Source organism: Bacillus sp. BR3(2024) (assembly GCF_039134555.1).
Classification (GTDB): Bacteria; Bacillota; Bacilli; order Bacillales; family Bacillaceae_G; genus Bacillus_A; species Bacillus_A cereus.
This window is the reverse complement of record NZ_CP152433.1, coordinates 761102-786486: the sequence shown is the minus strand read 5'-3', so window position 1 is coordinate 786486 and position 25385 is coordinate 761102. Positions and strand designations below refer to the sequence as shown.

Genomic DNA, 25385 nt, shown 5'->3' with positions numbered 1-25385 from the left:
GTTTGACAGATTATCGGCTTTTTACAAGTAATTGAACAGCTTCTTTAATTAACTCTTCATTTGAACCATTTCCACTTTCAAACTGTTCACGCAAACATTGCTCTAAATTCGTTCCAACAACGAGTCCAATTGTACGATCAAGTGCAGAACGAGATGCTGTTAACTGTGTAATAACTTCTCGGCAATCTTTTCCTTCTTCCATCATACGAAGCACACCACGAACTTGACCTTCAATACGTTTCAATCTATTTTTCATATCTTGATTATATTCCATTCTATAATCACCTCATTACCATTATGTCACCATTTATAACCTATGACAATACATTATACCCTATAGGGTATTTTGTAAACCCCTATTTTTAATTTTTGTCTTATATGTTCGCGAAACAAAAATTAAAACCTTAATCTATAGGTTTTCATCTTTCACTAAATCTTGAAGTAGAAGATGAAAAATATCAATATACAACACGTTCTGGCAATACTGTCCCATACAATTTAAAACCACCATCTACATTCTTTACCTTATATCCTTTTTCCATTAACATACGCGCTGCAACATACCCTCTCATACCAAGTTGGCAAGTGATATATATTTCTTTTTCCATTGGCACTTCATCCAATCGATCACGTAATTCATCTAACGGAATATTAATAGAGCCTTCAATCATTCCCTGTTTTAGTTCGTTAGGCTCTCGAACATCAATAAGGTACCCACCATTTTCAACAATGTGATCTATTTCATGCCATTGCACTGTGTCCACAAAACCATCTACTATATTACTTGCAGCATACCCCACCATGTTTACTGGATCTTTTGCAGAAGAATACGGCGGGGCATATGATAATTCTAAATCTGGTAAATCGATTACAGTTAAATTTGCCTTCATTGCCGTTGCAATAACATCGATACGCTTATCTACTCCATCACGCCCTAAAGCCTGTGCTCCGTAAATTTTTCCGCTTTCTTTATTAAAGATTAATTTTATTAGCACTGGCGTAGCATTCGGATAGTATCCCGCATGCGAATTTGCCTGTACATGTACTACCTCATAGGGTATATTTAATCGTTTTAATATTTTCTCATTTACTCCAGTCGAAGCAACTGTTAAATCAAAAACTTTAGCCACAGAAGTTCCCATCGTACCTTTATATAAAGACTCCGTATGACCATGAATAATATCTGCTAACATGCGACCTTGACGATTAGCGGGCCACGCTAAAGGAATCATCGTTTCTGTTTCTGTAACAAAATCTTTCACTTCAATCGCATCACCAATTGCATATACATATGGGTCAGATGTTTGAAATTTCTCATTTACCTTTATCGTTCCTCTAACTCCTAATGCTAATCCTGCATCTTTCGCTAAACTACTCTCTGGTTGTACACCAATTGCTAAAATAATCATATCTGTTTTTATAACTGAGCCACTTTTTAAACGTACAACAGTCCCATTCTCTTCTAACGCATCTACACCATCTTCAAAAACAAGCTCAACATTGTGCACCTTCATATGCTCATGTACATATACTGCCATTTCGTAATCAATTGGTGGCATCACTTGATTTGCCATCTCTACAAGAGTAACCTCAATCCCGCGTTCTCTTAAATTCTCAACCATTTCCACTCCAATAAATCCACCACCAATAACCGTCGCATGACGTGGTTTCTTCTCATCAATATACGCTTTTATACGATCTGTATCAGGTACATTTCGTAACGTAAACAACGCCTTCGCTTCTTCAATGCCCGGAATAGGTGGAACAATTGGTTTCGCCCCTGGTGAAAGAATCAAAACATCATATTCCTCGTTATATGTTTCATCTGTAGTTACATTCTTTATCGTAATTGTTTTCTCTTCTTTATTAATCTTTACAACTTCACTCAATACACGTATATCTAAATTAAAACGTTTTGACATCCTTTCAACAGTTTGTACTAATAACTTTTGTCTTTCTGTAATGACACCGCCAATATAATATGGCAATCCACAGTTTGCGAAAGAAATGTATTCACCGCGTTCAACCATAATAATTTCATCTTCCTCACTTAAACGACGAAGCCTTGCAGCTACTGATGCCCCGCCAGCAACTCCGCCTACTACTATAATTTTTCTAGACATATGTCAAACCTCCATACTATTTATTATTTAATTCCCTCATATATCACACATATAAAACCTATACCTGTACGGGTATATAATAAATTATAAAAAATTTAATTTCAATCAATATGTCTTTCTTTCACAAATTTGAAACAAATAAAGTGAAACTTTAATCATCCCCCACCTAACTTCTTTGCTTGCGCTGAATTTTGAGGTGGGGGTCTTACTGCCTGGCAAATAGCGAGATAAAAAAGAACTTAGATATCTCCAAGTTCTTTTACGTATAGTTCTATAACTTTCTGTACGATTAAACCAATGTATAAATACGTGTTTTAATAACTGAAATACACCTGTATTTAAATTTTCAAAATCAATAGCTTCTTCACATAAGGTTAAATCCATTCCACGTAAAATTCTTTGATGCCACAACCTAAGAAAACAAATCCCAATGGACTCTTTTTCTACAATGATATATTTATTTTTTTCGTTGCACCTCTATCATTAATCATAACCATCTGTGTCTCGTTATTTGGCAAAAATAAGATATATTTTCCCGTTCTCACATTCCTCCAAATAACTTTTCCTTCTTCGTCTGTTTTCCCTATTGAAATCCCAATTTCTTTACTGGGCTGAGGTGATTCGTCTTTCATAAGTATAATTTCAAAATCTTTTATTGGCTGTTTTTCTTTATTTTCCACGTGAAAAGTTACAAAATTAACAACCTTACTAAACTTCTTTTCATTATTTGCTATAGAACTAGACATTATGATTATGACCAGTACACAACATAAAATCCATAAAAGCTTATTATATTTATTCAGACCATTTTTTAAGATTATTAAAAACATCTTCTGTCACCCGGTTTCCAGAATTCCAAGAATTACTTCCTACTGTATGGGTAGCTATTATTGTTACACCCGTACGAGAATGGATAATTAAAATTACTGTCTCTTAATAAGTATCCCCAATCTTCCCTACCATGTTTTCGCCCTTCAAATGAAGGCGAAACAAGATCTTCTCCCCTTCGATCATTACTATACAAAGATTGTTCTTGAAAAAGTACACGCTCTCCCTCATTTGAAACTGATGTCCACGGTACATCTTCTGCATACACCTTTTGATTCACCAAAAATACTATACAAAAAAAGATAAAAAGAACACCAAAACTATAAAGAGCCAACCTACATCTTATAGAAATAAAGCTATCCAACATAACTTACCTCCTATACAAATGATAGCGAACAATTGAAGATCCCTTTATAAATTCTAGTTTTTCTTTTTTTAGAAGTCAATATAATTAATAATGATAATCATTATTAATTATATTGACTTAACAAAATCACACAATTAGTCATATTCTTTACTCCGCGTTCAAAAATCTATCTCATTAAAGGTTCACTTTATTACATAAACTCGTAACCTTCTTCACAATCAGCTCCGCAGTAGTTTCCTCCGGTGGCATCAATAAATTCGTAATCGGTCCATACACTACAGGACTTAATTCCACTTCATATCCACCATATGCGAATTCTTCCTTCGTTGGTAAATAACCAATATATCCGTTCGTATATCCACCAAAGAAAGCTAATTCATTTTGAAGATTCTCTTTCACTTCTAATGCCGTTTCCGAAAAAGGTTCCATCGGTACACCTGAAAACATACCATCATTAACTTGAAACAGTTGCACTTCTAAATTGATACTTAACTGCCGAATACCTTGCTTATATTTCTCTAAAACGATAGTAAGCCATTCATCCGTATTCACACCCCACTGCTCTTCAGCTAACTGGGCCATGCTTCGTATCTCATCAATTTCAGGAATATCCTTCAACTTCATTTGCATCGTACTCGAAACTGTTCTTACATTTACAATCGGGCTATAAATAACTGTTGGAAGCATCGTTAATATATGTCCACTAAGTATGTGAGCCATTTGTTTTAATGCTTTCCTTGAACCTCGATACTTCGCATTCACATTACCAGCAGCACCTTGAACAATCATAACAGGACAATTTACGGTCTTCTCAAGAATCTCTCTTGTCATCCCCGGATAGTCTGCTGATAATACATCACTATCACCTTTTAAAACATTCGGATGCGCCGTACAAAATACTAAAATCCCAGATAACTCCTTCGTTTCAGCATCTCTTATTGCTAACATGCCAATTCGTTTATCTACAACACCACCTATATTTGTGCCCATCTTTGCTCTTCCATCAGATGTTCGCTCTCTTCGGTTGACCCCAATATCACCTGTCGTAACACCCCAGCCTACTTCGCATCGCTTCAAGTTTTTATTCGCAGTAACAGCACCGTGTACTACATTATTTACTAAAATCGTTTTATACGACTGTACGAGCGGATTATCACCGACCGTTTCTGGACCAGAGTGGGTATGTGTATAAACAACTGTTATTTGCTCAAATGGAACATGAAGTTCTCTTGCTACTCGCTCACGAATCATATTCGTATCTTCTATTAACATTCCAATATTATCAATGCTTATAAACACAGTTTTCATTTCATCTTTTTCAAATACAAAAACCGTTCCATAAATACGTTCTTCAATATTATTTATTCCTGTCTCTCTATGGTATCCGACAAAATCAATACCTATAGGCGGCGTAATATCCACCTTACCTACCCCTACTTTGCCCATTTGAACCTCTCCATTTCTCTATGTAACTCCCTTTTTTCAAGAATAACATATTTAACTTGGTTCCAAATAAAAAGAACGGACACAGTATCCTATGTCCGTTCTTCCCCTCACACATACTTCCGATGCACCATCTTCCCATCATAAGAAAACACAACGCCCTTACTCTCCACAATAGACTCCATATGCACCGTTCTTCCCCATAGCTGATGAAGATATGGTAATACCTTTTCTAAGTATTTTAAATCGAGCTCGATTCCTTCGTAACTATGTTTAATGTATAATTCTCCGTTCTTTAAGTAGTCTCCATCTTCTACTACTAAGTACGGGAACCCACCATTTGTCCGCATATTTACAAGTTGATCACGCACATTTTCCCATTCTTTATCTATTACTTTATATTCTTTTCCTTGGCGCTGGAATAAGTACATATCTTCTCGCATAACAAGATCTTTATTTAAGTAGTTTCTTAGGAACGATACGTCCCATTCAATTTCGCGTACTTCAAACATTTTGTCACGGCCAGATCCTGGTTTTACGCCTCGTCGCTTCATTTCTTCTGTTGGATTGTTGTACCGTTCTTCAATATCTTCAAAGATTTTAATACCTAGGTAGTATGGATTAATACTTGTTTTTGATGGCTGTACAACACCTGCATTTAATTTCGCAAATTCAATAGCTTCATCAGAGGTTAAGTCCATTTCACGAAGTATGCGTTGATGCCAGTAGGATGCCCAGCCTTCGTTCATGATTTTCGTTTCAAGCTGTGGCCAAAAATATAACATTTCTTCGCGCATCATCGTTAATATATCACGCTGCCAATCTTCTAACTCACGGCTATATTCTTCAATAAAGAGCAGTAAATCTTTCTCTGGTTGTGGTGGAATTTTCTTCTTTTTACGCACATTAGAACGTTCCTGCTTTTTATTGCGATTATCTAAATTCCATAAATCATCGTATTGCGACACCTTTTTCTTTTCTACTTCTTCATCTTCTAAATCATCAATACTCCATGCGAGCTTCGGACGCATAAGCGACGGATCAATATGCTCTTGAATGGCAAGTACGGCATCTAAAAATGTTTCTACCTCTGCCTTTCCGTACTTATGCTCATACGCTTTCACACGGTCCGCTGTTGCCGCCATACTCTCTACCATATCTCGCTTCGTATTTGAAAAACGAATATTATTTTTGAAGAAATCACAGTGTGCTAAAACGTGCGCTACAATTAATTTGTTTTGAATTAAAGAGTTCGTATCTAATAAAAAGGCGTAACATGGATCAGAGTTAATAACGAGTTCGTATATTTTACTAAGTCCTAAATCGTATTGTAATTTCATTCTGAAAAATTGTTTTCCAAAACTCCAATGTGAAAACCTTGTCGGCATCCCATATGCACCAAATGTATAAATAATTTCTGCTGGACATATTTCATAACGCATCGGATAAAAATCAAGCCCAAATCCAGTCGCAATTTCCGTAATTTCCGCAATCGCATATTGCAGTGCTTTATCGTCACTTGCTCTCATTATTTTCCCTCCTTACACTTTCCCTTAAGAAAGTGTATGATGAAAAACAAGCTTTCATGAGGATTGATTGCATAATAAAAAGACACCCCCGCAAAAACGAGAATGTCTCATCTATTAACCTTCAATAATCTCCATCTTCTCCGTAATCGGAGTACGTGCTTTTCCTTCTGGTGCTTTATCGAAATAGCCGATATGAAGAATTCCAACGATACGTTGGCCTCTTGTTAAACCGATTCCTTCTATAAATAATGGATTATAGTTTAATCCGCCTGATTTCCAAACACAACCTAATCCACGTTCCCAAGCAAGAAGTTGGAAGTTTTGCATAAATGCACATGTTGCAGCGTAATCTTCGTCACGCTGAATTTGACGTGGATCTTCATTCATATATACAACGATTTGTGCAGGTGTGCTTAAAAAACGATCTGATAAAATTTTACCGCGTTTCGCTCTTTCTTCTTCTGTGAAAGAGTTTAATACTGCGTCTACTAATTTCTTGCGGCCTTCTCCAATGTATAGTTTACAATTCCATGGTTCACGGTGCTTATGATTAGGTGCCCATGTTGCGTCGTTTAATAGTTCAATTAATAAATCTTTTTCTACTGCTTTATCTGTAAATGTACGTACAGAACGTCTTTCTTTAATCACATTTGCGATGGAAGTATATGTAGTCATATTTATCTCTCCCTTATTTTTATCTATATGTATAAGTTTATCGTTAGTATTGATATTGATTTTCAATTTCGATTATACCTTAGTTTTTTACTATTAATCAATGTTTTATGTTGGAAAACTTCTAAAAACGTCATTCCATGCTGTGAATAAAAAAACTTAACTTGTTCACAAGTATTTCACATTTTATGGAAATGATATGTGTACAGTTTTCTACATTATCCATCTAGGAGGAGTTTACATGTACAAAAAAATCGCTGTTTGTATGACTATGGCAGCATTATTATGCGGGATATCCACCTTCCCTATATCCGCTGCCACGCCAAAAGAAGTAACACTGCATCACCATAACCCAATTTCAGAAGAAGAAATGCAATCGCTAGAAAAACTCGGCTATAACAAACATGAAATTTGGAAAGCTGCTCATATTGCAAGAATTAGTAATAAAGAAATAAAAGATGTTTTAGCTTACTATAAGCAAAATAAATCTTGGGAGAAAACAGCCGAGCATTTCGGTATAGATCCAAGTAAGCTGAAAAAGCATCATATGAATAAAGAAACAAAGCAAGCACTGCTACAACAGTTAGCAACTATGCAAAAATCCACACCGGATCAGCTAAAGCAAAAAATGAAAGAATATAACATCAAATTGCGTCATCTTACTGTGTTAACAATCATCTCTCAAAAAAGCAATACTCCTCTTGATGATGTATTAAAGATGAAAAAAGATGGAATGGACATTAAACAAATTGCCGAAAAATTAAATGTAAAAAGAGAAGATATACGAGCGGAAATGATGAAATTAGTGAAGTCTATTAAAGAACAAAAAACAAATTAAAATGCTAAAAAGGAAGAGCCATTCACCACTCTTCCTTTTCTTTATGAACTTTCAATTTTTAAGTATAAATTCCCGTCTTTCCCAAAAACTAACACAAGTAAATGATATATGTTAGGGGTGAGAAAATGTTCGGTTTATCATCTAAAAAATCAAAAAAGACTAATACAAAAACACTTTGTTCTATCCCAGAATTTTTACAAACCATGAAAGAATCAAGCGATTTTGTCTCTTATAACATACTTAAAGATGAAACGTTGTGCTTGTTTTATTATAAATCTGTCGTGGAAGCACTTATTATTAAACAATTCATTTTAACTCCTCTAAAAAAGGAATCGGACCAAATCCAAAACATCTCTGATTTATGTAATATCATCTCTATTGAAGACATTATTACCTCCCCTTCTATTGATGATATTCGTGAAAAATTATTAGGTGGATATATTTTAATACGCTTAAAAAACAATTCGAATCCTGATCAATATGCTTTAATTCGTGCCGAAAGTACTGTTTTAGGAAAACGATTATATAACGATACAGAAAATGAGTATAGCGTAATCGGACCTAAAATCGGTTTCGTTGAAAACCTTGATACAAATATCCACTTATTACGCCGAAATATCGTAACGGAGCAACTCATTTTTAAAGAAGTTACCGTCGGATCTATGTCAAAAACGAAAGTAGCAGTTGCTTATATAGAAGGAGTTACAAATGAAGAATTTATCAACATCGCAATACAACGGCTAGAAGACATTGACTTTGATGTCCCATTTGATTCAACTATGATTGAGCAATTTATTAGTGATAATAGCAATTCACCTTTTCCTGTTTTATTACCTACAGAGCGATTAGATCGAGCTGTATTTGCGTTAATTAACGGGGAAGTTTTAATTTTAACAGATGGCTCTCCATATGCTTTATCAGGACCAACAACGTTACTGGATTTTTTTATTTCGCCAGAGGACTATTATTTACCGTGGATGATTGGTTCATTCTTTCGTATTATTCGTTTTTTCGGAGCTATATTTTCTCTTTTTTCCTCCGCTATTTATACAGCGGCTTTAACATATCATTATCAAATGATTCCTGCCGATTTACTAGGTCCTATTATTTTCTCGAGAGCTAACGTACCTTTTCCTCCTATTCTAGAAGCACTCTTTTTAGAAATTACAATCGAATTGCTTCGTGAAGCGGGAGCGCGTTTACCGACAAAAGTCGGACAAACGATCGGGATTGTTGGGGGGATTGTAATTGGCCAAGCATCCGTGGAGGCAGCTTTGACAAGTACAATTTTATTAATTGCAGTTGCTTTATCCGCACTTGCATCTTTCACAACACCAACCGTAAAGATGTCTTCTACTATCCGGTTGTTACGCTTTCCGCTTATTCTTTTAGCCGGTGCATTCGGAGGATTAGGCCTTATTGTCGGATTTGTATTTATTTTAGCTCATTTAATTAAATTAAAATCACTTGGATCACCTTATTTGTTACCTTTATATCCATTTCGTGGTTTAGGTACAGCAGAAGGTTTTCTTCGATTACCATTTAGTCAAACGGCACAAAGACCTTCTTTTCTTAGACCAAAATCAAAATGGCGCTATAATCCAAACAAATCGAAGCAAAAACGTGATGGTGAGAATGAATGAAAAAAGTTTTATTGCACCTTATCATTATCTTCTTCGTTTTACAAACTGGCTGTACACAAACGTATATAGTGGATGCACAACGTATTATTCATATCGCTGGATTTGACATCACAAAAAACAAAAGATTCCAAGGAACTATTCTATTCCCAGAGTACACACATGGTGTAAAGTCTAAGCCAGAGACTCAAACAACATCCGCCCGTTCACTTGAAACAATTGCTTCACGATTGAATGCAAAATCTCCTCACAATGTCGTTGTAGGTCAAATGCGTGTCGTCCTATTTGGAAAGGCTCTAGGAGAACGCGGAATGGGAGAGATTATTACTAACTTACAACGTGACCCAAATATCGGGCGCGATGTACAACTAGCAATTGTAGATGGAACGGCCGAAGATCTTTTAAATTACGGAAAAAAAAATGGGTCTTTATATATTGCTGATTTACTCGAACAAAATATAAGAAATGAAAACATTCCACAAACCGAATTAAACATTTTTTTATATAATTATTACTCTTCCGTATGTGATGCCTATGTTCCTTATATTAAAATGGACGATAATCATTCTGTCGCTGTCAAAGGACTTGCCTTTTTAAAAGGCGATAAAGTCGTCATGTATACGGATAAAAGACATTCTGTTTTAGCAAAATTACTTATTAATCCTACGAAAAATGGACGTTACGAAGCAGCAATAACAAAGGATAAACATAAAGGTATGGTTGTTATACAAAACTTAGCTGGGGAAAATAAGTATAATATAGATCAAACTGGCGACATACCAAAAGTAAAAATCCATTTAAAATTAAATGGTTTAATAAAAAACTCTCCTAATTGGATTGATTTAAGAAAAGAAACAAATATCAACTATATAAAGAAACAAATTGAACGAAATGTTGAAAAAGACTGTGAATATTTAATAAAAAAATTTCAAGAAAAAGAAATTGATCCTTTAGGAATACGAGATGAAATTAGAAGCCATACGAGAAAATGGAATATAAAACAAATTCGAAATATGTATAAAAATGTAGCGGTGGATATAAATTTAGATCTTAATATTGTACAATCTGGAATCGGGGAATAGTGAGGTGAAATAAGCAATGAATACAATGAATAAAACAAAAACAGTCTCTCCATATTTTGCATTTATTTTACTGCATTCTCTTCAAATCGGAATAGGAATTCTCGGATATCAACGTGTAATTTTAAAAAATGCAGGTTATGATGCTTGGATTTCTCTTATTATTGCCGGGATTGCAACTCATATTGTACTGTTTTGTATGCTAAAAATGCTTGAAAAAGACGGAGATTTAATTAGCATTCATACAACAACCTTTGGAAAGTGGCTTGGATCCATATTTTCTGTAATTTTTACTCTTTATTGCTTATTATTTTGCCTTACTGTTCTTCGTACATATATGGAAGTAATACAAGTTTGGATTTTCCCTACCATTAAATTATGGAAACTTACGCTTATGTTTTTATTAGTGACTTGCTATATTATAAAAGGTGGATTTCGCTCAGTGACAGGAATATGCTTTTGGGGAGTCATTCTTCCTCTTTTCGTTGTATTCTTTTTAATTTATCCAATGAAATATGCACATTTTCGTAATATTTTACCTATTTTTACCCATTCACCTTTTGACATACTTATATCGGCAAAACAATCTGCATTAGAATTTCTCGGTTTTGAAACAATCCTTATCTTCTATCCATTTATTGAAAAAGGAAAATCTTTAAAGCGATGGGCCCATGCAGGAATTGTTTTTAGTACCTTAATTTATGTAGTTTTAGCCATCGTGTCCTTTATGTATTATAGCGAGGGACAATTAAATCGTACTATATGGCCTACTTTAACGATGTTAAAAATAATTAAAGTCCCTTTCATTCAACGGTTTGAATATATTATTATTTTTGTTTGGTTTTTAATTATTTTGCCGAACCTTTGTTTAACTATTTGGTCATCATGTCAAACGATGAAGCGTTCCTTTCATATTTCATTTAAATTTACATTACCATTTTTTATTTCCATCGTCTTTATAGCTTCATTATTTTTCACAAACCGCGAAAGTATCAATACATTAAATACAGTGCTTTCTCAAGCTGGCTTATATATTGTATACGCTTATATCCCAATTTTATTTCTATTCCATTCATTACGATGGCACTTCAAAAATCGTTCAAAAAAAACTTCTCCCTAGGTGTCCCTTAGTCTGATACAATTTGATTAATACATTTGTAAAGGGGACAAGCGAATGAAAAAGTATGTATTTTCTTTACTTGCAGTATTAAGCTTAATTCTTGCTGGATGCGGAAGTACTGGTACACATGACCAAAAATCTTCTGAATCAAAACAAGAAGAACATGACCACGCATCGCACACTCAGCAAGCTGACATTCAAGAGAAAACAAAAGGAGTCGACACACTTCCGACCTTCCTAGATAAGCTTGATCCACAAATGAAAGATATCTACACCGTCGCTGGACAAAATGCAGAGCTATTAGATTGGATTCCATGCTATTGTGGTTGCGGTGAAAGTGTAGGACATAAAAATAATAAAAACTGCTTTATTCGTGAAATTAAAAAGAATGGTGAAGTTGTTTGGGACTCCCATGCAACGACTTGCGTCAATTGCCTAGAAATCGCAGTTGAATCTGCTTCCATGAAACAAAAAGGAAAATCAACGCTTGAAATTCGTAACTATATCGATAATAAATACAAAGAAGGCTATGGCAAACCAACACCTACGCCAATGCCAAAAGCTTAAAAAACGAGGAAACTCCTCGTTTTTTCTTTTCATTCACTTTTTTTCTTAACAAATTCTTTCAAGTGTATTTCCCCTTACTTATCACACACTATATATAACTCTCGGTAAGGAGGGTACACAGTGCAAACATATAACGACTATGATAAAGCTCTCTATTACACGTATTGCTGTAATTGGGATAAATTACTCGTTCTCATGGTTCAAACGAACGATCAATTATTTTCTAAACGTATTGAGCATTTTTTACACGCTTATCAATACAGTAAAGAACTTCCAGAAGTTGATAAACAATTGCAGCTCCTATTTCAATATATTGACCACGCATCCCAAAAGTCGCATGTAGAAGAAGTAGAACAAATTCAAATGTAAAATATAGCGCTATTCTCTTCCGGAGAATGGCGCTTTTTTAAAATGTTTATATCAATAAAAGTTTCTCCTTATAAAACTTTTATTGATAAACATATTTTTTCTTTCTTTTCCATACTACTTCATACTATAATTTAGTATGTAACTATTATAAGAGAGGTATAAAATATGGGACGAGAAAAAAAGCAAGAATATGCTTTACTTACCGCATGGGGAGCTTCTTTTATCGCTACACTAGGAAGTCTGTACTTTTCCGAAATCATGAAATTTGAGCCTTGTGTTCTTTGTTGGTATCAACGTATTTTTATGTATCCATTCGTTTTATGGCTTGGTATCGCTGTAGCAAAGAAAGATTATCGCATTGCAAGTTATTCTTTACCAATCGCAACTATTGGTGCTTGTATTTCTTTATATCACTATGCAATTCAAAAAGTCGCAGCATTTTCAGCTGCTGGGGCAGCTTGTGGACGTGTACCATGTACGGGAGAATACATAAACTGGTTCGGTTTTGTGACAATCCCGTTTTTAGCACTTATCGGCTTTATTACAATCGCTGTTTGTAGCTTTATTGTCATCAAAAACAAATAAGGAGATGAAAGAATGAAAAAAATGCTTATATTTGGTGGTATTATTATCGCCTTGTTTGCGGCAATTTTCGCTGTAACACAAATGGAAGAAAAAAACGCTTCAACTAGCCAAAAAATTGATAATGCTACTGGTAGTCAAACAGATGGTCCTGACTACTACACAAATAAAATTTCTCTTTCAGATCTTCAAAAGAACTTAAAAGAGAAAAAAGAAGAAACAGTATACTTTTATCAAACATCTTGCGTTCATTGCCAAAAATTATCTCCTGTCGTAGTGCCAATGGCTAAAGACTTGAACGTTGATATGAAAGTTATGGATATTGAAAAATTAGATGCTCCTTGGGATGAATATAAAATTCAAGGTACACCAACAATCATTCATTTTAAAGATGGCAAAGAAGTGAGCCGTATTAGCGGTGAACAGCCGAAAGACAAATTAAAAAAATGGCTTGAACAAACGAAAAAGTAATTAGAAAAGGAAACTCCTTCTACACATGAAATGGGCGTAAAATCCCACACTAATGTATAAGGAGGGGGTTTTATGCCAGAAGTAAGATGTTCTGTTTCCAACTGTTCTTTTTGGGGACAAGGTAACTTTTGTCAAGCAAGTGCGATCATCGTTCAGCCTGATGCAGATGAAACTGGTCAAACTGAAAATGATTCATATACAGCTGCTGTTTTAACAAACGAGACGCTAGAAAGTTCTGTAGCAACGAGTGTAGAGACTTGTTGTCATACATTTAAGCCTAGATATTAACAATTATTCCACCTCATATACGTGAGGTGGTTTTTTCTTTCCCTCTTCTTGTTTACGTCATCTCTAATTCTCCCTATAATAAAGTTAACATTTTTATGAATACGAAGGTGAAATACTATGGCTAAAACAATTGCAGATATCGCCAAATTGGCTGGAGTTGCAAAAAGCACAGTCTCTCGTTACTTAAACGGCGGATATGTAAGTGATAAAACAAAACTTAAAATCGAAGGTATTATTCAAGAAACAAATTTCTCTCCCAATACATTTGCTCAAAGTTTAAAAGCAAAAACAACAAATTTAATTGGTGTCATCATCCCCCGATTAGACTCCTTCGCTACAATGAAAACACTTATCGGGATCGATAAAACATTACAGGAAAATAACTATCAAATGCTTGTAGCAAATGCAAATCAAACAACCGGAACTGAAATACAAGCAATTGAAAACTTTATAAAACAAAAGGTAGCTGGCATTATTTTATTAACAAAAACATTGACGAATGAACATCAAAAAATTATGGCTAATTCAAACATCCCTATTTTATTCGTCGGGCAAGAATATAAAGATCAATATTGCCTCGTTCACGATGATTATGATGCAGCTTATGAGTTAGGGGCATACGTTTTATCGCAAGGCCATCGACATATTGCCTATTTAGGGATAGAAAAAGATGATATTTCTGTTGGAATAAATCGAAAAAATGGCTTTCAAAAAGCAATTGAAAATTTAGAACCGACTTGCAACGTTTCATATTACGAAACAACTTTCCGCATAGAAGATGCCATGAAACAAGTACAACATATTTTAGATAATAATCGCCCAACTCTTATCGTATGTGCTACAGATAACATCGCTCTTGGCGCAATGAAAGTCATTCACTCCCACTCTCTTTCTGTACCAGGTGATATTTCTGTAACAGGATTCGGTGGATATGATATTTCAGAAATGGTACACCCTAGTTTAACGACAATTGCGTTTGACTATGAGTATGCTGGAAAGCTTGCTGCCACTTCTCTTTCACAGCTTGTTGAAAACAAAACTATACCAAAAATATTACACTCCCGTTATACATTAAAAATCCAAGAAAGCGTTGACAAAATATAAAGGCGCTCTATAATAAAATTAAAACCGGTTCCACATTTTAAAAACAGGATTTTCAACATCATTTCCCTGTTTTTTATTTTAACTTATTGCGGAACCGGTTCCATAAAAGAGAATTTATAGTAAGGGGGAATTTTTATGGATATGAAACAAATTGCAACTCAAGTAATACAGAATATTGGTGGAAAGGAAAACATTGTTCGTGCCACACATTGTGCGACTCGCCTTCGTCTTATATTAAAGGATGATACGAAAATAAACGCTGCAGAAATCGAAAACATCGATGGAGTAAAAGGTGCTTTTGCAACGACCGAGCAATATCAAATTATTTTTGGAACTGGCATAGTAAACAAAGTATATGATGAATTCTCAAAACTAATTGGAATAGCCGAACTAGATTCTACAACATCAAACGATATACCTAAGAAAAAAATGAATCCTATCGCCCGCCTAGCAAAGACACTATCTAATATTTTTGTTCCAATTATTCCAGCTATCGTTGCAAGCGGTTTACTTATGGGTCTACTCGGAATGTTGAAAGCGTTTAAATTAGTTCCTGGAGATCACTCACTTATCCAATTACTTGATATGTTCTCAAGTGCAGCTTTCATCATTTTACCTATTTTAATTGGAGTTAGTGCCGCTAAAGAATTTGGTGGAAACATTTTCTTAGGTGCAGTTGTTGGTGGTATATTAACTCACCCAAGCTTAACAAATCCTTGGACTCTTTCAAATGCAAAACCCACAGTTTTACATTTCCTTGGTATGGATATTGATATGATTGGCTATCAAGGTACTGTTTTACCTATTTTATTATGTGTATATGTTATGAGTACAATTGAAAAAGAACTTCGAAAACGTGTTCCGAACTCTTTAGATTTATTAGTTACACCATTCTTAACAATTATTATAACTGGCTTTTTATCACTTATTATTATCGGACCAATTGGATATAAAATCGGTGACGGCATTACGTACCTTTTAAATACAATTTATCAATTTGCAGGACCAGTAGCTGGACTTATATTCGGTGGATTGTATTCAACAATTGTTCTTACTGGCTTACATCATAGCTTCCACGCTATTGAAGCGGGCTTACTCGCAAATAAAGATATCGGTGTCAATTTCTTACTCCCTATTTGGTCAATGGCGAACGTTGCACAGGGCGGTGCTACTTTAGCTGTCTATTTCAAAACAAAAAACAAAAAAACGAAAGAAATTGCAATTCCAGCAGCAGCTTCAGCATTTTTAGGAATTACAGAACCAGCTATTTTTGGTGTCAATTTAAAACTTGGTAAACCATTTATTGCAGCAGCTATTGGCGGCGCAATTGGAGGCGCTTACGTTGTTTGGATGCAAGTAGCGGCTAATGCATACGGTTTAACAGGTATTCCGATGCTTACAATTGTTGCACCTCTTGGCATGATGAACATGATTCACTATATAATTGGTTTCGCTATTGCAGTTATCACTGCTTTTGTTGCCACATTCATTTTATATAAAGAAAGTAAATAATAACGGGGTGAAAACCTATGTCAAAATATAAAACAATACTGCAATCTAATAAAGACGAATTACATTCTTTATATGAAATTGCAAACCAAGATTCATGGAAACCAATTTATCATATCCACCCACCATTTGGATTAATGAATGATCCTAACGGTGTATCATACTACAATGATGAATATCACGTTTTTTATCAGTGGTATCCATTTGGTCCCATTCATGGAATGAAGCATTGGGGGCATGTGAGGTCAAAAGACCTTATTAACTGGGAGCGTATGCCTGTAGCCATCATCCCTACTGAAAGCTATGAATCACACGGTGCATATTCTGGTAGTGCTATCGTAAAAGATGGCCTTCTTCATCTACTTTATACAGGGAATATAAAAAAGCCTGATGATTCCCGTGATGCAAAACAATGTATGGCAACAATGGATTCACAATATACGATGACGAAATATAGTAATAATCCTGTTATTGATATAATTCCTGACGGATATACAAAACATGTACGTGATCCAAAAGTCTGGAAACATAATGATATGTACTATATGTTACTCGGTGCCCAACGTGAAAATAAAATAGGAACTCTATTACTATACAAATCACAAGACCTATACAATTGGCATTTCCAAGGCGAAATTACAACAAACTTAAAAGAATTCGGATTTATGTGGGAATGCCCCGATTACTTCCAATTATCAGGGAAAGATGTACTTCTCTTTTCACCGCAAGGAATTGAAAAAGACGGAGAAAACTTTCACAATGTATACAATGTCGTTTATGCTATAGGCCATTTCGATATTAAAAATTTATATTTCCATGTTGATTCCTATTACGAAGCTGATAAAGGGTTCGATTTTTATGCCCCTCAAACTTTAGAAGACTCTACTAGTCGTCGCCTATTGTTTGCTTGGGCAGGATCAAGTGAAATCACATATCCTTCTGATGATTATATGTGGGCTCATTGCCTAACACTTCCACGTGAATTAACATTAGAAGATAACATCTTAAAACAAAAACCAGTTTCAGAATTAACAAAACTACGAACAACAAAAAAAGACATTTCAGGAGATATAACAGCTGGATTAAATGTATTATCAACGCTTGATGATGAAGACTCCTATGAATTAATTGTTACACTTAAAACAGAAGATGCAAAACGTTTTGGTCTTTCTCTCTTCCACAATGAGGAGGAATGTTTCCCCATTACATTTAATCGGGAACAAGGTACTATTTCTATAGACAGGGGCAACTTCTACCATCAATTTGGCGGAGAATATGGATTTGAACGCTGTAAAAAAATAGATATTCAAGATACGATAGAACTACAAATATTTGTAGATAAAAGCATCGTGGAAATTTTCTTATACGATGGTTCAACAGTCTTTACGTCCCGAGTTTTTCCTCGAAAAGACATGAAACATCATATCGCAATCTTTTCAGATGCAAAATTAAACTTTACCATCACACAATATAAGCTGAAAAGAGGGATTGTATGAGAAATGTCTTTTGTATAGGTGAACTATTAATTGATTTTGTGTGCCGAAATACTAATGTTTCTTTAGTAAACGGTTCAGATTTCGAAAAAAAAGCTGGTGGAGCACCCGCTAACGTTGCTGCTGCGATTACAAAATTAGGTGGACACGCTACATTTATGGGGCAAGTAGGAAACGACCCATTTGGTGAGTTTCTTGAACAAACTTTACAGCGTGCGCAAGTCGATACATCCATGCTCATAAAAGATAAACAAACAACACTTGCATTCGTATCCATCGATCAAGATGGCGAACGTGATTTTACTTTTATGCGTGGTGCAGATGGTGAATATCAATTCAATAGCATTGATTTATCAAAAATACAAACGAATGATTTAATACATTTCGGTTCAGCGACAGCTTTACTATCAAGCCCATTAAAAGAAACGTATTTTCAGTTGTTACAATATGCGAAAGATAAAGGGCATTTTATTTCTTTTGATCCAAATTATCGAAGTGCACTCATTACAAATACAGAACAATTCTCTCAAGATTGTCTAACCTTTATAAAACATGCACACTTCGTAAAAGTAAGTCAAGAGGAAGCTACTATGCTCTCTAAAGAGAGTGATTTACAACAAGCTGCACTCAAATTATTAAATTATGGCGCAAAAGTAGTAGCTATTACACTTGGAAAAGACGGTACCCTTCTTGCGACAAATGAAGGTCAAACTATTGTCTCTTCTATTTCCATTCAACAAGTCGATACAACTGGTGCTGGTGACGCTTTCGTTGGAGCAATGTTATATCAGATTGCCCAAAGTGAACATACACTTTCGTATCATTTCAAAGACTTAACAGCATTTATCTCCTTTGCAAATAAAGTAGGTGCTATCACATGTACAAATTACGGTGCAATTGCCTCTCTTCCATCATTAACAGATATAAAAGCATACGATTAATCGTATGCTTTTTTTACATTCCTCTCCAAAAATCATGCATAATAAAAAAGTACAAAATAACGAGAACGGCCGTCCCGCATAGGGTAATGCGCCGATATATACTCTTCTCTCCTTCCCTCGCTTTCACAAACGCCCAAATAAATCCGAAGAATAATATTAAATCAACATATGGAACATAAAAAGAAAAGACGAGAAACGCATATAAATACACGATAAATAAACAGGTCGTTACTAAGAAAACTTTAAACGCAAATTCACTTTTCATAATATAACCGCCCCCTATCTGTACTGTATTATATTCAGCAAAATACAATAGTTGCAGTTAAACTCCAAGTATAAATAAGCTACCGTCTATAATACGGTAGCCATTACGGAACATTGTATTTCCGTTTATATATATTACTTAAAATCGAAGAAGGAATTTGCTCGTAACGAACTTTCTCTCCTGTTTCATCTATAATATACGAATTGTTTCCTATATAATATATTCCATCTTTTCGTTTTGAGTACACTGGATATCTTTCATTTGGCAATACCGTTTCCACTTTCGTTAACTGTCCATTTGGTTCTTGCCAATATATATCCGCGCGGTCTACTAACGTAAGTACTCCAATTTGTTCTTTTTCTATTTTTCGACCATTCCAGCTCACAACGCGATAACCAAGTTTATTCGCTTCATATTCGGGGCTCGTATGAAAACGAGAAATGATTACTTTTGTTTGTAATTGTACTCGGTCATATAACCATTGTATATCCCTGTCATGCATACGAATACAGCCATTTGATTCCCTACTTCCAATCGTCCATTCCCGGTTCGTCCCGTGAATTGCATATTCATTCTTATCTAGTCCAAGCCACCTCGTACCAAGAGGGTTATTCGGTGCACCCCCAGGTATTTTTTTTCGATGGTATTCTTTATTTTTAAATTTAGTTATAATACAAAAATTACCTTCAGGCGTAGGTGTACGATCTCTTCCAGTCGTTACTGGAAATGTTTTTGTGTAATTTCCATTTTCAAAAAAAGACAACTGGTTCGTCGTAAGATTTACTAATATTAAATGATCTGTATTAGCAAAAGCACTAACCGGTAGGATGAAAAATAATAGTATGATGAAACATAACTTTTTCAGCTATATCCCCCCTAGCGCTCCCTATAATAAGTGGAATTAACATTACTTTGCTCTTATAAATGAAAACTATCCATTTACAATAACGCCCCCATTTACATGTATCATTTGCCCAGTAACATAGGATGAATCACCAGATGCCAAGTATACGTATGCCGGCGCTAATTCATATGGTTGACCAGGTCTTTGCATCGGAACATTGCTCCCAAACTGAGAGACTTTCTTCTCATCAAAGCTCGATGGAATAAGCGGTGTCCAAATCGGGCCTGGTGCAACACCATTTACCCGAATCCCTTTTTGCACTAACGATTGAGAAAGTGATCTTGTAAAAGCTACGATTGCTCCTTTCGTTGCGGAATAATCAATTAACGTTTCATTTCCTTCATATGCAACGATAGATGCCGTATTTATAATGACATCCCCTTTCTTCAAATGAGAAAGGGCTGCTTTCGTAACGTGAAAATAAGAAAAAATATTAATACGAAATGTTTTTTCTAGCTGTTCTGCTGTAATATACTCTAGCCCTTGCTGCGGATATTGCTGTGCAACGTTATTCACTAAAATATTTAAACTACCTAACTGCCGGGCGGTCTCTTCCACAATATCTTTACAATGCTGTTCATTACTCAAATCCCCCGGCAACAATACACACTTTACACCTTCTTTTTCAACACGTTGTTTCGTCTCATTTGCATCTTCTTCCTCATCTAAATAAGCAATCGCAACATTTGCTCCCTCTTTTGCAAAAGCGATGGAAACTGCTCGTCCAATTCCGCTATCTCCTCCCGTAATTAACACATTCTTCCCTTTTAACTTTTCACTTCCTTTATAGTTTGCATCTTCAAACTGCGGAAGGGGGCTCATTAATGATTCAATACCTGGCTGCTTATTTTGATGTTGCGCAGGCATTGTTATAAAGTTTTTTTGCTGTGGCATAGCCGCTTTCAACTCCTTTTCCTTAGCATGTGCACAATAAAAAGCTGAAATTCACACATCGTTTTACGATTAATATTCGAATTTAAGACACAAAATATGAATTGTTATAAACTTTTTATGCAAAACTATTGCAAAATAGATAAAAAACGAATATTATATATAACTGTTGTGAAAATTATTCGTAAACAGAAAGGATGTTTATATGTTTAACCTTTCAAAACATAAAACTTCTATTAAAACTGAAATTATGGCAGGTATTATTACCTTCTTAACAATGGCATATATCATTGTCGTAAACCCTGTTATCCTTGGAGATGCAGGTGTTCCATTTGAACAAGCATTTACAGCAACAATTATCGCTGCTGTTGTCGGAACATTATTTATGGCAATCTTTACAAACTTACCAATCGCAATCGCGCCAGGTATGGGATTAAATGCTTACTTCTCTTACTCTGTTGTAAAAGCGCATGAAGGCATGACTTTCGCAATTGCATTCTCTGCTGTATTCGTAGCAGGTATGATTTTAATTTTGTTATCATTCACATCTTTCCGTACAAAATTAATGGAAGCAATTCCTGAAAACTTAAAACATGCAATTACTGCTGGTATCGGTCTTTTCATCGCCTTTATCGGTTTACGTTTAACAGGTATCGTTACAAAAAATGATGCAAACTTAGTTGGACTTGGTGATCTTCACTCTGCTCCAGTTCTACTAGCATTGGCTGGGCTTGGAATTACTATTGTTCTTATGTCTTTAAATGTAAATGGCGCACTATTTATTGGTATGCTATTAACTGGTATTATCGCTTTCTTCACAGGACAGTTAACATTCTCAAACGGTGTTACATCAATGCCTGGATTACCAGAAGGAATTATCGTTTCAAATCCAATTACTGCTGTATCTGACGTAATTAACTACGGATTATACGGCGTTGTATTCTCATTCTTCCTTGTTACACTATTCGATACAACAGGTACATTACTTGGCGTTGCACAACAAGGTGGATTTATGAAAGACGGAAAGCTTCCAAAAGCAGGACGAGCTCTTCTATCTGACTCATTCTCAGCAACTATTGGTTCTATGTTCGGAACGACACCATCAACAGCTTACATTGAATCATCTGCTGGTGTTGCAGCTGGTGGTCGTACTGGTTTAACAACTGTTACAGTAGCTGTTCTATTCGCATTAGCAGCATTCTTCGGACCATTAGTAAGTGCTGTTTCTGGTGTATCAGCTATTACTGCTCCATCATTAATTATCGTTGGTAGTCTTATGATGGGTTCAGTTCGCCACATCGATTGGGATGCATTTGATGAAGCATTCCCAGCATTCTTAGTAATCTTAAGCATGCCACTTACATCAAGTATCGCAACAGGTATCGCACTTGGATTTATTTCATACCCACTTATGAAAGTGGCAAAAGGTAAATTCCGTGCTGTTCACCCACTTGTATATGTATTTGGAATTTTGTTTGCTTATCAATTGATATTCTTACCACATTAAAATCTCTCATAAAGAGGGATTTTTTTATACATAAAAAGACTGCAGAGAACTCCATCTCCACAGCCTAATATTTATTTTTGCAAGAACGCCTGCAAATCTGCAAATTGCCTCTTTGCATCTTCATAGCCTTGCTCGTATAAATTTTGTAATTTTGCTGTATCTTTTTCCATACGATCTACTTGAAGCGGTACTTCTGGACGAATAACAAATAAATTCCCAGCTTGTTCTTCTTTTTCAATATAGTGAAGTGTTTCATTATACACTTCATAACGATTTAGCATCGTGTTCACAAGGTTCGGATATTTTTTATAAGCTTTCGCTGCAACCCATCCAAATCTTGATTTTTTCTTTGCGTAACCATGATTTCTCGTTAAAATTACGACTGATTTTTTAAATCCATCTTCCTGTGCTTTACGAACTGGAATTGGATCAGAAATCCCGCCATCTAACAGTTGCTTACCACGATAATTTACTACTGGTGCAATGAAAGGCAATGAACTAGACGCTTGTAATAAATTTAGTGCATCATCATTCGTTCCTTCTTTTTCAAAATAAACAGACTGTCCTGTTTCACAATCCGTCGTTCCTACAAGGAAACGTTCTGGGCTATTAAAGTATGTTTCAAAATCAAACGGCACATGCTTTTCTGGAATTTCATGAAAAATGAAATCCATATCAAATAGCTGACGTTTTCTCCATAAATTTTTATACGATAAATATTTCGGATGTGATGCATAATCAATATTGACCGTTTTATTTCTATTTCTTTGTCTGGAAAGATACGACGCTGCATGACAAGCACCAGCTGATACACCGATTACATATGGAAAATATAAATCTTGTTCCATAAAGTATTCTAATATCCCGCCCGTGTATACACCACGCATACCGCCGCCTTCTAATACTAACCCCGTATTTTCAAGCATGTTACTCTCTCCTCTATATATATTGACTCTTTAATTATTCACCATGTTAAGTATCTTTTTCTATTATATATGAGTTCTTTCAGAAATTATATTTAAAAGTCTTGAGAAAAAGGAGTTTTTTCTTCCAATTATATTTCCAAATGACCGGAGACATCCTTTATAAACCTTTGAATAAAGTCTTGCTCTTCTTTCGTATATCCATCTAAAAGTAACAACCACTTTTCTTCAGCTTGCTTATGCAATTTTTCATGAGCTTTATATATTTCATTCCCACTCTCCGTTAAGCTGAAGAAGATTTCTTTTTGATTATCTAACATTTGCATCTTCTCAACGAATTGCTTTTGAAACAACTTTGTACAAATTTTAGAGATTGCTCCCTTCGTCATGCCCATTTCTGTCGTAATTGCCTTTACATTCATCAAACCATTTTTTCCGATACATTCGATTACATGTAACTCAGATAAAGACATACTACTTACGCCTGTCTCACGAAGAAACTTCTCATTTCGTCGTTTTAAATGTTCTTCTTTTTTATGCAAAAGTGTACGAATGTCCGAAAGTATTTCCATTTGCTTCGTTGCATGCTTCAATCCGTTCGCCTCCTAAGTTTCCAAAGAAACAATTTAACTATATACCATTTTAAAACCATTTTTTCATCTTTACAAGTAAGAAAATCATGTTAAAATAAATTTAGTTTCCGAGGAAACTAAATCACAAGGAGGTTAACATGATGAAAAACTCTAAACTAACTTTTATTTTATATGTTGTCTGTATTAGTGCCTTATTCGGTTCCTTCGCGCAAAATATTTACACACCTATCTTACCGATGATTCAAAATTCTTTTCACACTTCTCTTTATCTTGTAAATATAACCGTTTCACTTTTCACATTCGTTCTTGCAATTATGCAGCTCGTATATGGACCTTTAATTGATACAAAAGGAAGAAAATCTGTCCTTATTCCTAGTTTAGTCATTAGTACAATTGGTTCAATCGGATGTGCTTTTTCGGCAAACATTTATTTATTTCTCTTTTTTAGAGCTGTTCAAGCTATAGGAATAGCGGCTATACCTGTAGTTTCAGCAACGATTATCGGCGATTTATTTGAAGGAAAAGAACGCGGAGAAGCGATGAGCCTATACCAAATGTTACTTGCCCTCGCACCTGCAATGGCTCCTCTCATAGGTGGTTATCTTGGCAGTATAAATGGTCACTTATCTGTATTTCTCTTTTTATCTACACTTGGCATTATCTTATTAATTATAAACATTTCACTACTCCCAGAAACAAAGCCAAATATAATTAAACAATCTAAAGCACAAAAGAATTACTCTCTTATCTTAAAAAATAAAACTGGATTTTCTATTACTCTTATTGGCTTCATTCAATTTTGTATTTACTTTTGCTTTCTCGTTTTTTTACCGAGTATTTTAACAAATTCATTTCATTTAACTGTAAATAAAATTGGTCTTATGTTTGTACCAATGTCTCTTTCTATCATGCTAGGAAGTTTTTGCTACAAATTTTTGCAAAAACGCCTCACAACAAAGCAAGCTTTATTTATTACGAGTTTCTTCAATATTATATGTGTCGTTTTATTCTCTTTCACATATAACATCAATATCCCATTTATCATTATCGTTACATCTTTGTACGGTTTTAGTATGGGACTTTCTATGCCAACTCACACCACTTTATTAACAGAAGAATTCGTACAAGAACGCGCAACAGCTATCGGTATGTACAACTTCATCCGCTATCTTGGTATGGGCACAGGGCCACTTATAGGTGGATTTCTTTTATTTAACCAAAATTACTTTTGGATTTTCTTCCTAGGCGCAATTATGTTTTTACTTGTAATCTTATATACAATGAAAATGCTAAGCCTTCATGCTGTACAAAAATTAAAATAGAGCCCCAAAAATGTCGG

Annotated in this window: 26 protein-coding genes and 1 pseudogene; 15 read left to right on the top strand and 12 right to left on the bottom strand. The window is 35.0% G+C overall.

Annotated features, from left to right (window positions below; translation table 11 throughout):
- Window positions 1–10: 10 nt before the first annotated feature.
- The 7 genes and pseudogenes from V7S45_RS04060 to V7S45_RS04030 form a co-directional block, all read right to left on the bottom strand.
- Window positions 11–274 (bottom strand): metal-sensitive transcriptional regulator, encoded by a 264-nt coding sequence (locus tag V7S45_RS04060; RefSeq protein ID WP_000456206.1) that lies wholly within the window; start codon window positions 272–274, stop codon window positions 11–13.
- A gap of 184 nt (window positions 275–458) precedes the next feature.
- Window positions 459–2123 carry a CoA-disulfide reductase gene (cdr, locus tag V7S45_RS04055; RefSeq protein ID WP_025687102.1) on the bottom strand — a complete coding sequence of 555 codons (1665 nt, stop codon included), beginning with the start codon at window positions 2121–2123 and terminating at the stop codon, window positions 459–461.
- A gap of 443 nt (window positions 2124–2566) precedes the next feature.
- Entirely contained in the window at window positions 2567–2953 is a 387-nt protein-coding gene (locus V7S45_RS04050) for a DUF2606 family protein (RefSeq protein WP_016125499.1), read from the bottom strand.
- Window positions 2954–3066: 113 nt separating this feature from the next.
- Window positions 3067–3318: pseudogene (locus V7S45_RS04045) on the bottom strand (glutamyl endopeptidase); the annotation flags it as partial.
- A 174-nt stretch (window positions 3319–3492) separates the two neighbouring features.
- Window positions 3493–4764 carry a neutral/alkaline non-lysosomal ceramidase N-terminal domain-containing protein gene (locus V7S45_RS04040; protein WP_342761663.1) on the bottom strand — a complete coding sequence of 424 codons (1272 nt, stop codon included), beginning with the start codon at window positions 4762–4764 and terminating at the stop codon, window positions 3493–3495.
- Between the two features lie 107 nt (window positions 4765–4871).
- Window positions 4872–6290 (bottom strand): stage V sporulation protein SpoVR, encoded by a 1419-nt coding sequence (gene spoVR, locus V7S45_RS04035; protein ID WP_001202693.1) that lies wholly within the window; start codon window positions 6288–6290, stop codon window positions 4872–4874.
- Between the two features lie 114 nt (window positions 6291–6404).
- The gene (locus tag V7S45_RS04030; RefSeq protein WP_000214821.1) at window positions 6405–6965 is read right to left on the bottom strand and encodes a nitroreductase; all 561 of its coding nucleotides are present in this window, start codon (window positions 6963–6965) and stop codon (window positions 6405–6407) included.
- A 238-nt stretch (window positions 6966–7203) separates the two neighbouring features.
- On the opposite strand from V7S45_RS04030, the gene V7S45_RS04025 reads away from it, so the two are divergent.
- From V7S45_RS04025 to V7S45_RS03965, 13 genes are all read left to right on the top strand, one after another.
- On the top strand, window positions 7204–7800 hold the full coding sequence (locus tag V7S45_RS04025) for a hypothetical protein (protein WP_000276964.1): 597 nt from the start codon (window positions 7204–7206) through the stop codon (window positions 7798–7800).
- Between the two features lie 125 nt (window positions 7801–7925).
- Entirely contained in the window at window positions 7926–9443 is a 1518-nt protein-coding gene (locus V7S45_RS04020; protein ID WP_342761662.1) for a spore germination protein, read from the top strand.
- Window positions 9440–10522, top strand: a complete 1083-nt coding sequence (locus V7S45_RS04015) for a Ger(x)C family spore germination protein (RefSeq protein ID WP_025687108.1) — start codon at window positions 9440–9442, stop codon at window positions 10520–10522. Before V7S45_RS04020 ends, V7S45_RS04015 begins: the two co-directional genes overlap by 4 nt.
- A 16-nt stretch (window positions 10523–10538) precedes the next feature.
- Entirely contained in the window at window positions 10539–11639 is a 1101-nt protein-coding gene (locus V7S45_RS04010) for a GerAB/ArcD/ProY family transporter (protein WP_025687109.1), read from the top strand.
- A 54-nt stretch (window positions 11640–11693) separates the two neighbouring features.
- Entirely contained in the window at window positions 11694–12206 is a 513-nt protein-coding gene (locus tag V7S45_RS04005) for a PCYCGC motif-containing (lipo)protein (protein WP_025687110.1), read from the top strand.
- Between the two features lie 120 nt (window positions 12207–12326).
- On the top strand, window positions 12327–12575 hold the full coding sequence (locus V7S45_RS04000) for a YhdB family protein (protein ID WP_001195459.1): 249 nt from the start codon (window positions 12327–12329) through the stop codon (window positions 12573–12575).
- A 165-nt stretch (window positions 12576–12740) separates the two neighbouring features.
- Window positions 12741–13160, top strand: a complete 420-nt coding sequence (locus tag V7S45_RS03995) for a disulfide oxidoreductase (protein ID WP_000532265.1) — start codon at window positions 12741–12743, stop codon at window positions 13158–13160.
- Between the two features lie 12 nt (window positions 13161–13172).
- Window positions 13173–13628, top strand: coding sequence for a thioredoxin family protein (locus V7S45_RS03990; protein WP_252378198.1), 456 nt, complete (start codon window positions 13173–13175; stop codon window positions 13626–13628).
- 72 nt (window positions 13629–13700) lie between these two features.
- On the top strand, window positions 13701–13916 hold the full coding sequence (locus tag V7S45_RS03985; RefSeq protein WP_001115482.1) for a DUF1540 domain-containing protein: 216 nt from the start codon (window positions 13701–13703) through the stop codon (window positions 13914–13916).
- 117 nt (window positions 13917–14033) lie between these two features.
- Window positions 14034–15020 (top strand): LacI family DNA-binding transcriptional regulator, encoded by a 987-nt coding sequence (locus tag V7S45_RS03980; RefSeq protein WP_001140402.1) that lies wholly within the window; start codon window positions 14034–14036, stop codon window positions 15018–15020.
- Window positions 15021–15155: 135 nt separating this feature from the next.
- Entirely contained in the window at window positions 15156–16532 is a 1377-nt protein-coding gene (locus V7S45_RS03975) for a sucrose-specific PTS transporter subunit IIBC (RefSeq protein WP_000367320.1), read from the top strand.
- Window positions 16533–16549: 17 nt separating this feature from the next.
- Entirely contained in the window at window positions 16550–18025 is a 1476-nt protein-coding gene (gene scrB / locus V7S45_RS03970) for a beta-fructofuranosidase (RefSeq protein ID WP_025687113.1), read from the top strand.
- Entirely contained in the window at window positions 18022–18963 is a 942-nt protein-coding gene (locus tag V7S45_RS03965) for a carbohydrate kinase (protein ID WP_001246640.1), read from the top strand. The genes scrB and V7S45_RS03965 overlap by 4 nt, the downstream gene beginning before the upstream one ends.
- A 13-nt stretch (window positions 18964–18976) precedes the next feature.
- Here the strand turns inward: V7S45_RS03965 and V7S45_RS03960 are convergent, their stop codons facing one another.
- From V7S45_RS03960 to V7S45_RS03950, 3 genes are all read right to left on the bottom strand, one after another.
- Entirely contained in the window at window positions 18977–19228 is a 252-nt protein-coding gene (locus V7S45_RS03960; protein ID WP_000834195.1) for a hypothetical protein, read from the bottom strand.
- A gap of 103 nt (window positions 19229–19331) precedes the next feature.
- A complete protein-coding gene (locus V7S45_RS03955; protein ID WP_025687114.1) occupies window positions 19332–20093 on the bottom strand; it encodes a L,D-transpeptidase in 762 nt (253 codons plus the stop codon).
- A gap of 66 nt (window positions 20094–20159) precedes the next feature.
- On the bottom strand, window positions 20160–21026 hold the full coding sequence (locus V7S45_RS03950) for an SDR family oxidoreductase (protein ID WP_001136261.1): 867 nt from the start codon (window positions 21024–21026) through the stop codon (window positions 20160–20162).
- A 202-nt stretch (window positions 21027–21228) separates the two neighbouring features.
- Between V7S45_RS03950 and V7S45_RS03945 the strand changes: the two genes are divergently transcribed.
- Window positions 21229–22530, top strand: a complete 1302-nt coding sequence (locus V7S45_RS03945) for an NCS2 family permease (protein ID WP_000482715.1) — start codon at window positions 21229–21231, stop codon at window positions 22528–22530.
- 71 nt (window positions 22531–22601) lie between these two features.
- Here the strand turns inward: V7S45_RS03945 and V7S45_RS03940 are convergent, their stop codons facing one another.
- Together V7S45_RS03940 and V7S45_RS03935 are read right to left on the bottom strand one after the other, a co-directional pair.
- Window positions 22602–23456, bottom strand: a complete 855-nt coding sequence (locus tag V7S45_RS03940) for a patatin family protein (protein ID WP_000892681.1) — start codon at window positions 23454–23456, stop codon at window positions 22602–22604.
- A gap of 128 nt (window positions 23457–23584) precedes the next feature.
- Window positions 23585–24046, bottom strand: a complete 462-nt coding sequence (locus V7S45_RS03935) for a MarR family transcriptional regulator (protein WP_025687115.1) — start codon at window positions 24044–24046, stop codon at window positions 23585–23587.
- A gap of 140 nt (window positions 24047–24186) precedes the next feature.
- Here V7S45_RS03935 and V7S45_RS03930 point away from each other — a divergent pair, with 140 nt between their 5' ends.
- Window positions 24187–25368 (top strand): MFS transporter, encoded by a 1182-nt coding sequence (locus V7S45_RS03930; RefSeq protein WP_025687116.1) that lies wholly within the window; start codon window positions 24187–24189, stop codon window positions 25366–25368.
- Window positions 25369–25385: the final 17 nt, after the last annotated feature.

Excerpts from the sequence above, each read along its gene's own strand:
- V7S45_RS04015 (WP_025687108.1), top strand. The coding sequence starts at position 9,440 with ATGAAAAAAGTTTTATTGCACCTTATCATTATCTTCTTCGTTTTACAA.
- V7S45_RS04050 (WP_016125499.1), bottom strand. The coding sequence starts at position 2,953 with ATGTTTTTAATAATCTTAAAAAATGGTCTGAATAAATATAATAAGCTT.
- V7S45_RS03990 (WP_252378198.1), top strand. The coding sequence starts at position 13,173 with ATGAAAAAAATGCTTATATTTGGTGGTATTATTATCGCCTTGTTTGCG.
- V7S45_RS04005 (WP_025687110.1), top strand. The coding sequence starts at position 11,694 with ATGAAAAAGTATGTATTTTCTTTACTTGCAGTATTAAGCTTAATTCTT.
- V7S45_RS03980 (WP_001140402.1), top strand. The coding sequence starts at position 14,034 with ATGGCTAAAACAATTGCAGATATCGCCAAATTGGCTGGAGTTGCAAAA.
- scrB (WP_025687113.1), top strand. The coding sequence starts at position 16,550 with ATGTCAAAATATAAAACAATACTGCAATCTAATAAAGACGAATTACAT.
- cdr (WP_025687102.1), bottom strand. The coding sequence starts at position 2,123 with ATGTCTAGAAAAATTATAGTAGTAGGCGGAGTTGCTGGCGGGGCATCA.
- V7S45_RS03930 (WP_025687116.1), top strand. The coding sequence starts at position 24,187 with ATGAAAAACTCTAAACTAACTTTTATTTTATATGTTGTCTGTATTAGT.
- V7S45_RS04010 (WP_025687109.1), top strand. The coding sequence starts at position 10,539 with ATGAATACAATGAATAAAACAAAAACAGTCTCTCCATATTTTGCATTT.
- V7S45_RS03985 (WP_001115482.1), top strand. The coding sequence starts at position 13,701 with ATGCCAGAAGTAAGATGTTCTGTTTCCAACTGTTCTTTTTGGGGACAA.
- V7S45_RS04025 (WP_000276964.1), top strand. The coding sequence starts at position 7,204 with ATGTACAAAAAAATCGCTGTTTGTATGACTATGGCAGCATTATTATGC.
- V7S45_RS03995 (WP_000532265.1), top strand. The coding sequence starts at position 12,741 with ATGGGACGAGAAAAAAAGCAAGAATATGCTTTACTTACCGCATGGGGA.
- V7S45_RS03945 (WP_000482715.1), top strand. The coding sequence starts at position 21,229 with ATGTTTAACCTTTCAAAACATAAAACTTCTATTAAAACTGAAATTATG.
- V7S45_RS04030 (WP_000214821.1), bottom strand. The coding sequence starts at position 6,965 with ATGACTACATATACTTCCATCGCAAATGTGATTAAAGAAAGACGTTCT.
- V7S45_RS04020 (WP_342761662.1), top strand. The coding sequence starts at position 7,926 with ATGTTCGGTTTATCATCTAAAAAATCAAAAAAGACTAATACAAAAACA.
- V7S45_RS04040 (WP_342761663.1), bottom strand. The coding sequence starts at position 4,764 with ATGGGCAAAGTAGGGGTAGGTAAGGTGGATATTACGCCGCCTATAGGT.
- V7S45_RS03965 (WP_001246640.1), top strand. The coding sequence starts at position 18,022 with ATGAGAAATGTCTTTTGTATAGGTGAACTATTAATTGATTTTGTGTGC.
- V7S45_RS03960 (WP_000834195.1), bottom strand. The coding sequence starts at position 19,228 with ATGAAAAGTGAATTTGCGTTTAAAGTTTTCTTAGTAACGACCTGTTTA.
- V7S45_RS04060 (WP_000456206.1), bottom strand. The coding sequence starts at position 274 with ATGGAATATAATCAAGATATGAAAAATAGATTGAAACGTATTGAAGGT.
- V7S45_RS03975 (WP_000367320.1), top strand. The coding sequence starts at position 15,156 with ATGGATATGAAACAAATTGCAACTCAAGTAATACAGAATATTGGTGGA.
- spoVR (WP_001202693.1), bottom strand. The coding sequence starts at position 6,290 with ATGAGAGCAAGTGACGATAAAGCACTGCAATATGCGATTGCGGAAATT.
- V7S45_RS03940 (WP_000892681.1), bottom strand. The coding sequence starts at position 23,456 with ATGCTTGAAAATACGGGGTTAGTATTAGAAGGCGGCGGTATGCGTGGT.
- V7S45_RS03950 (WP_001136261.1), bottom strand. The coding sequence starts at position 21,026 with ATGCCACAGCAAAAAAACTTTATAACAATGCCTGCGCAACATCAAAAT.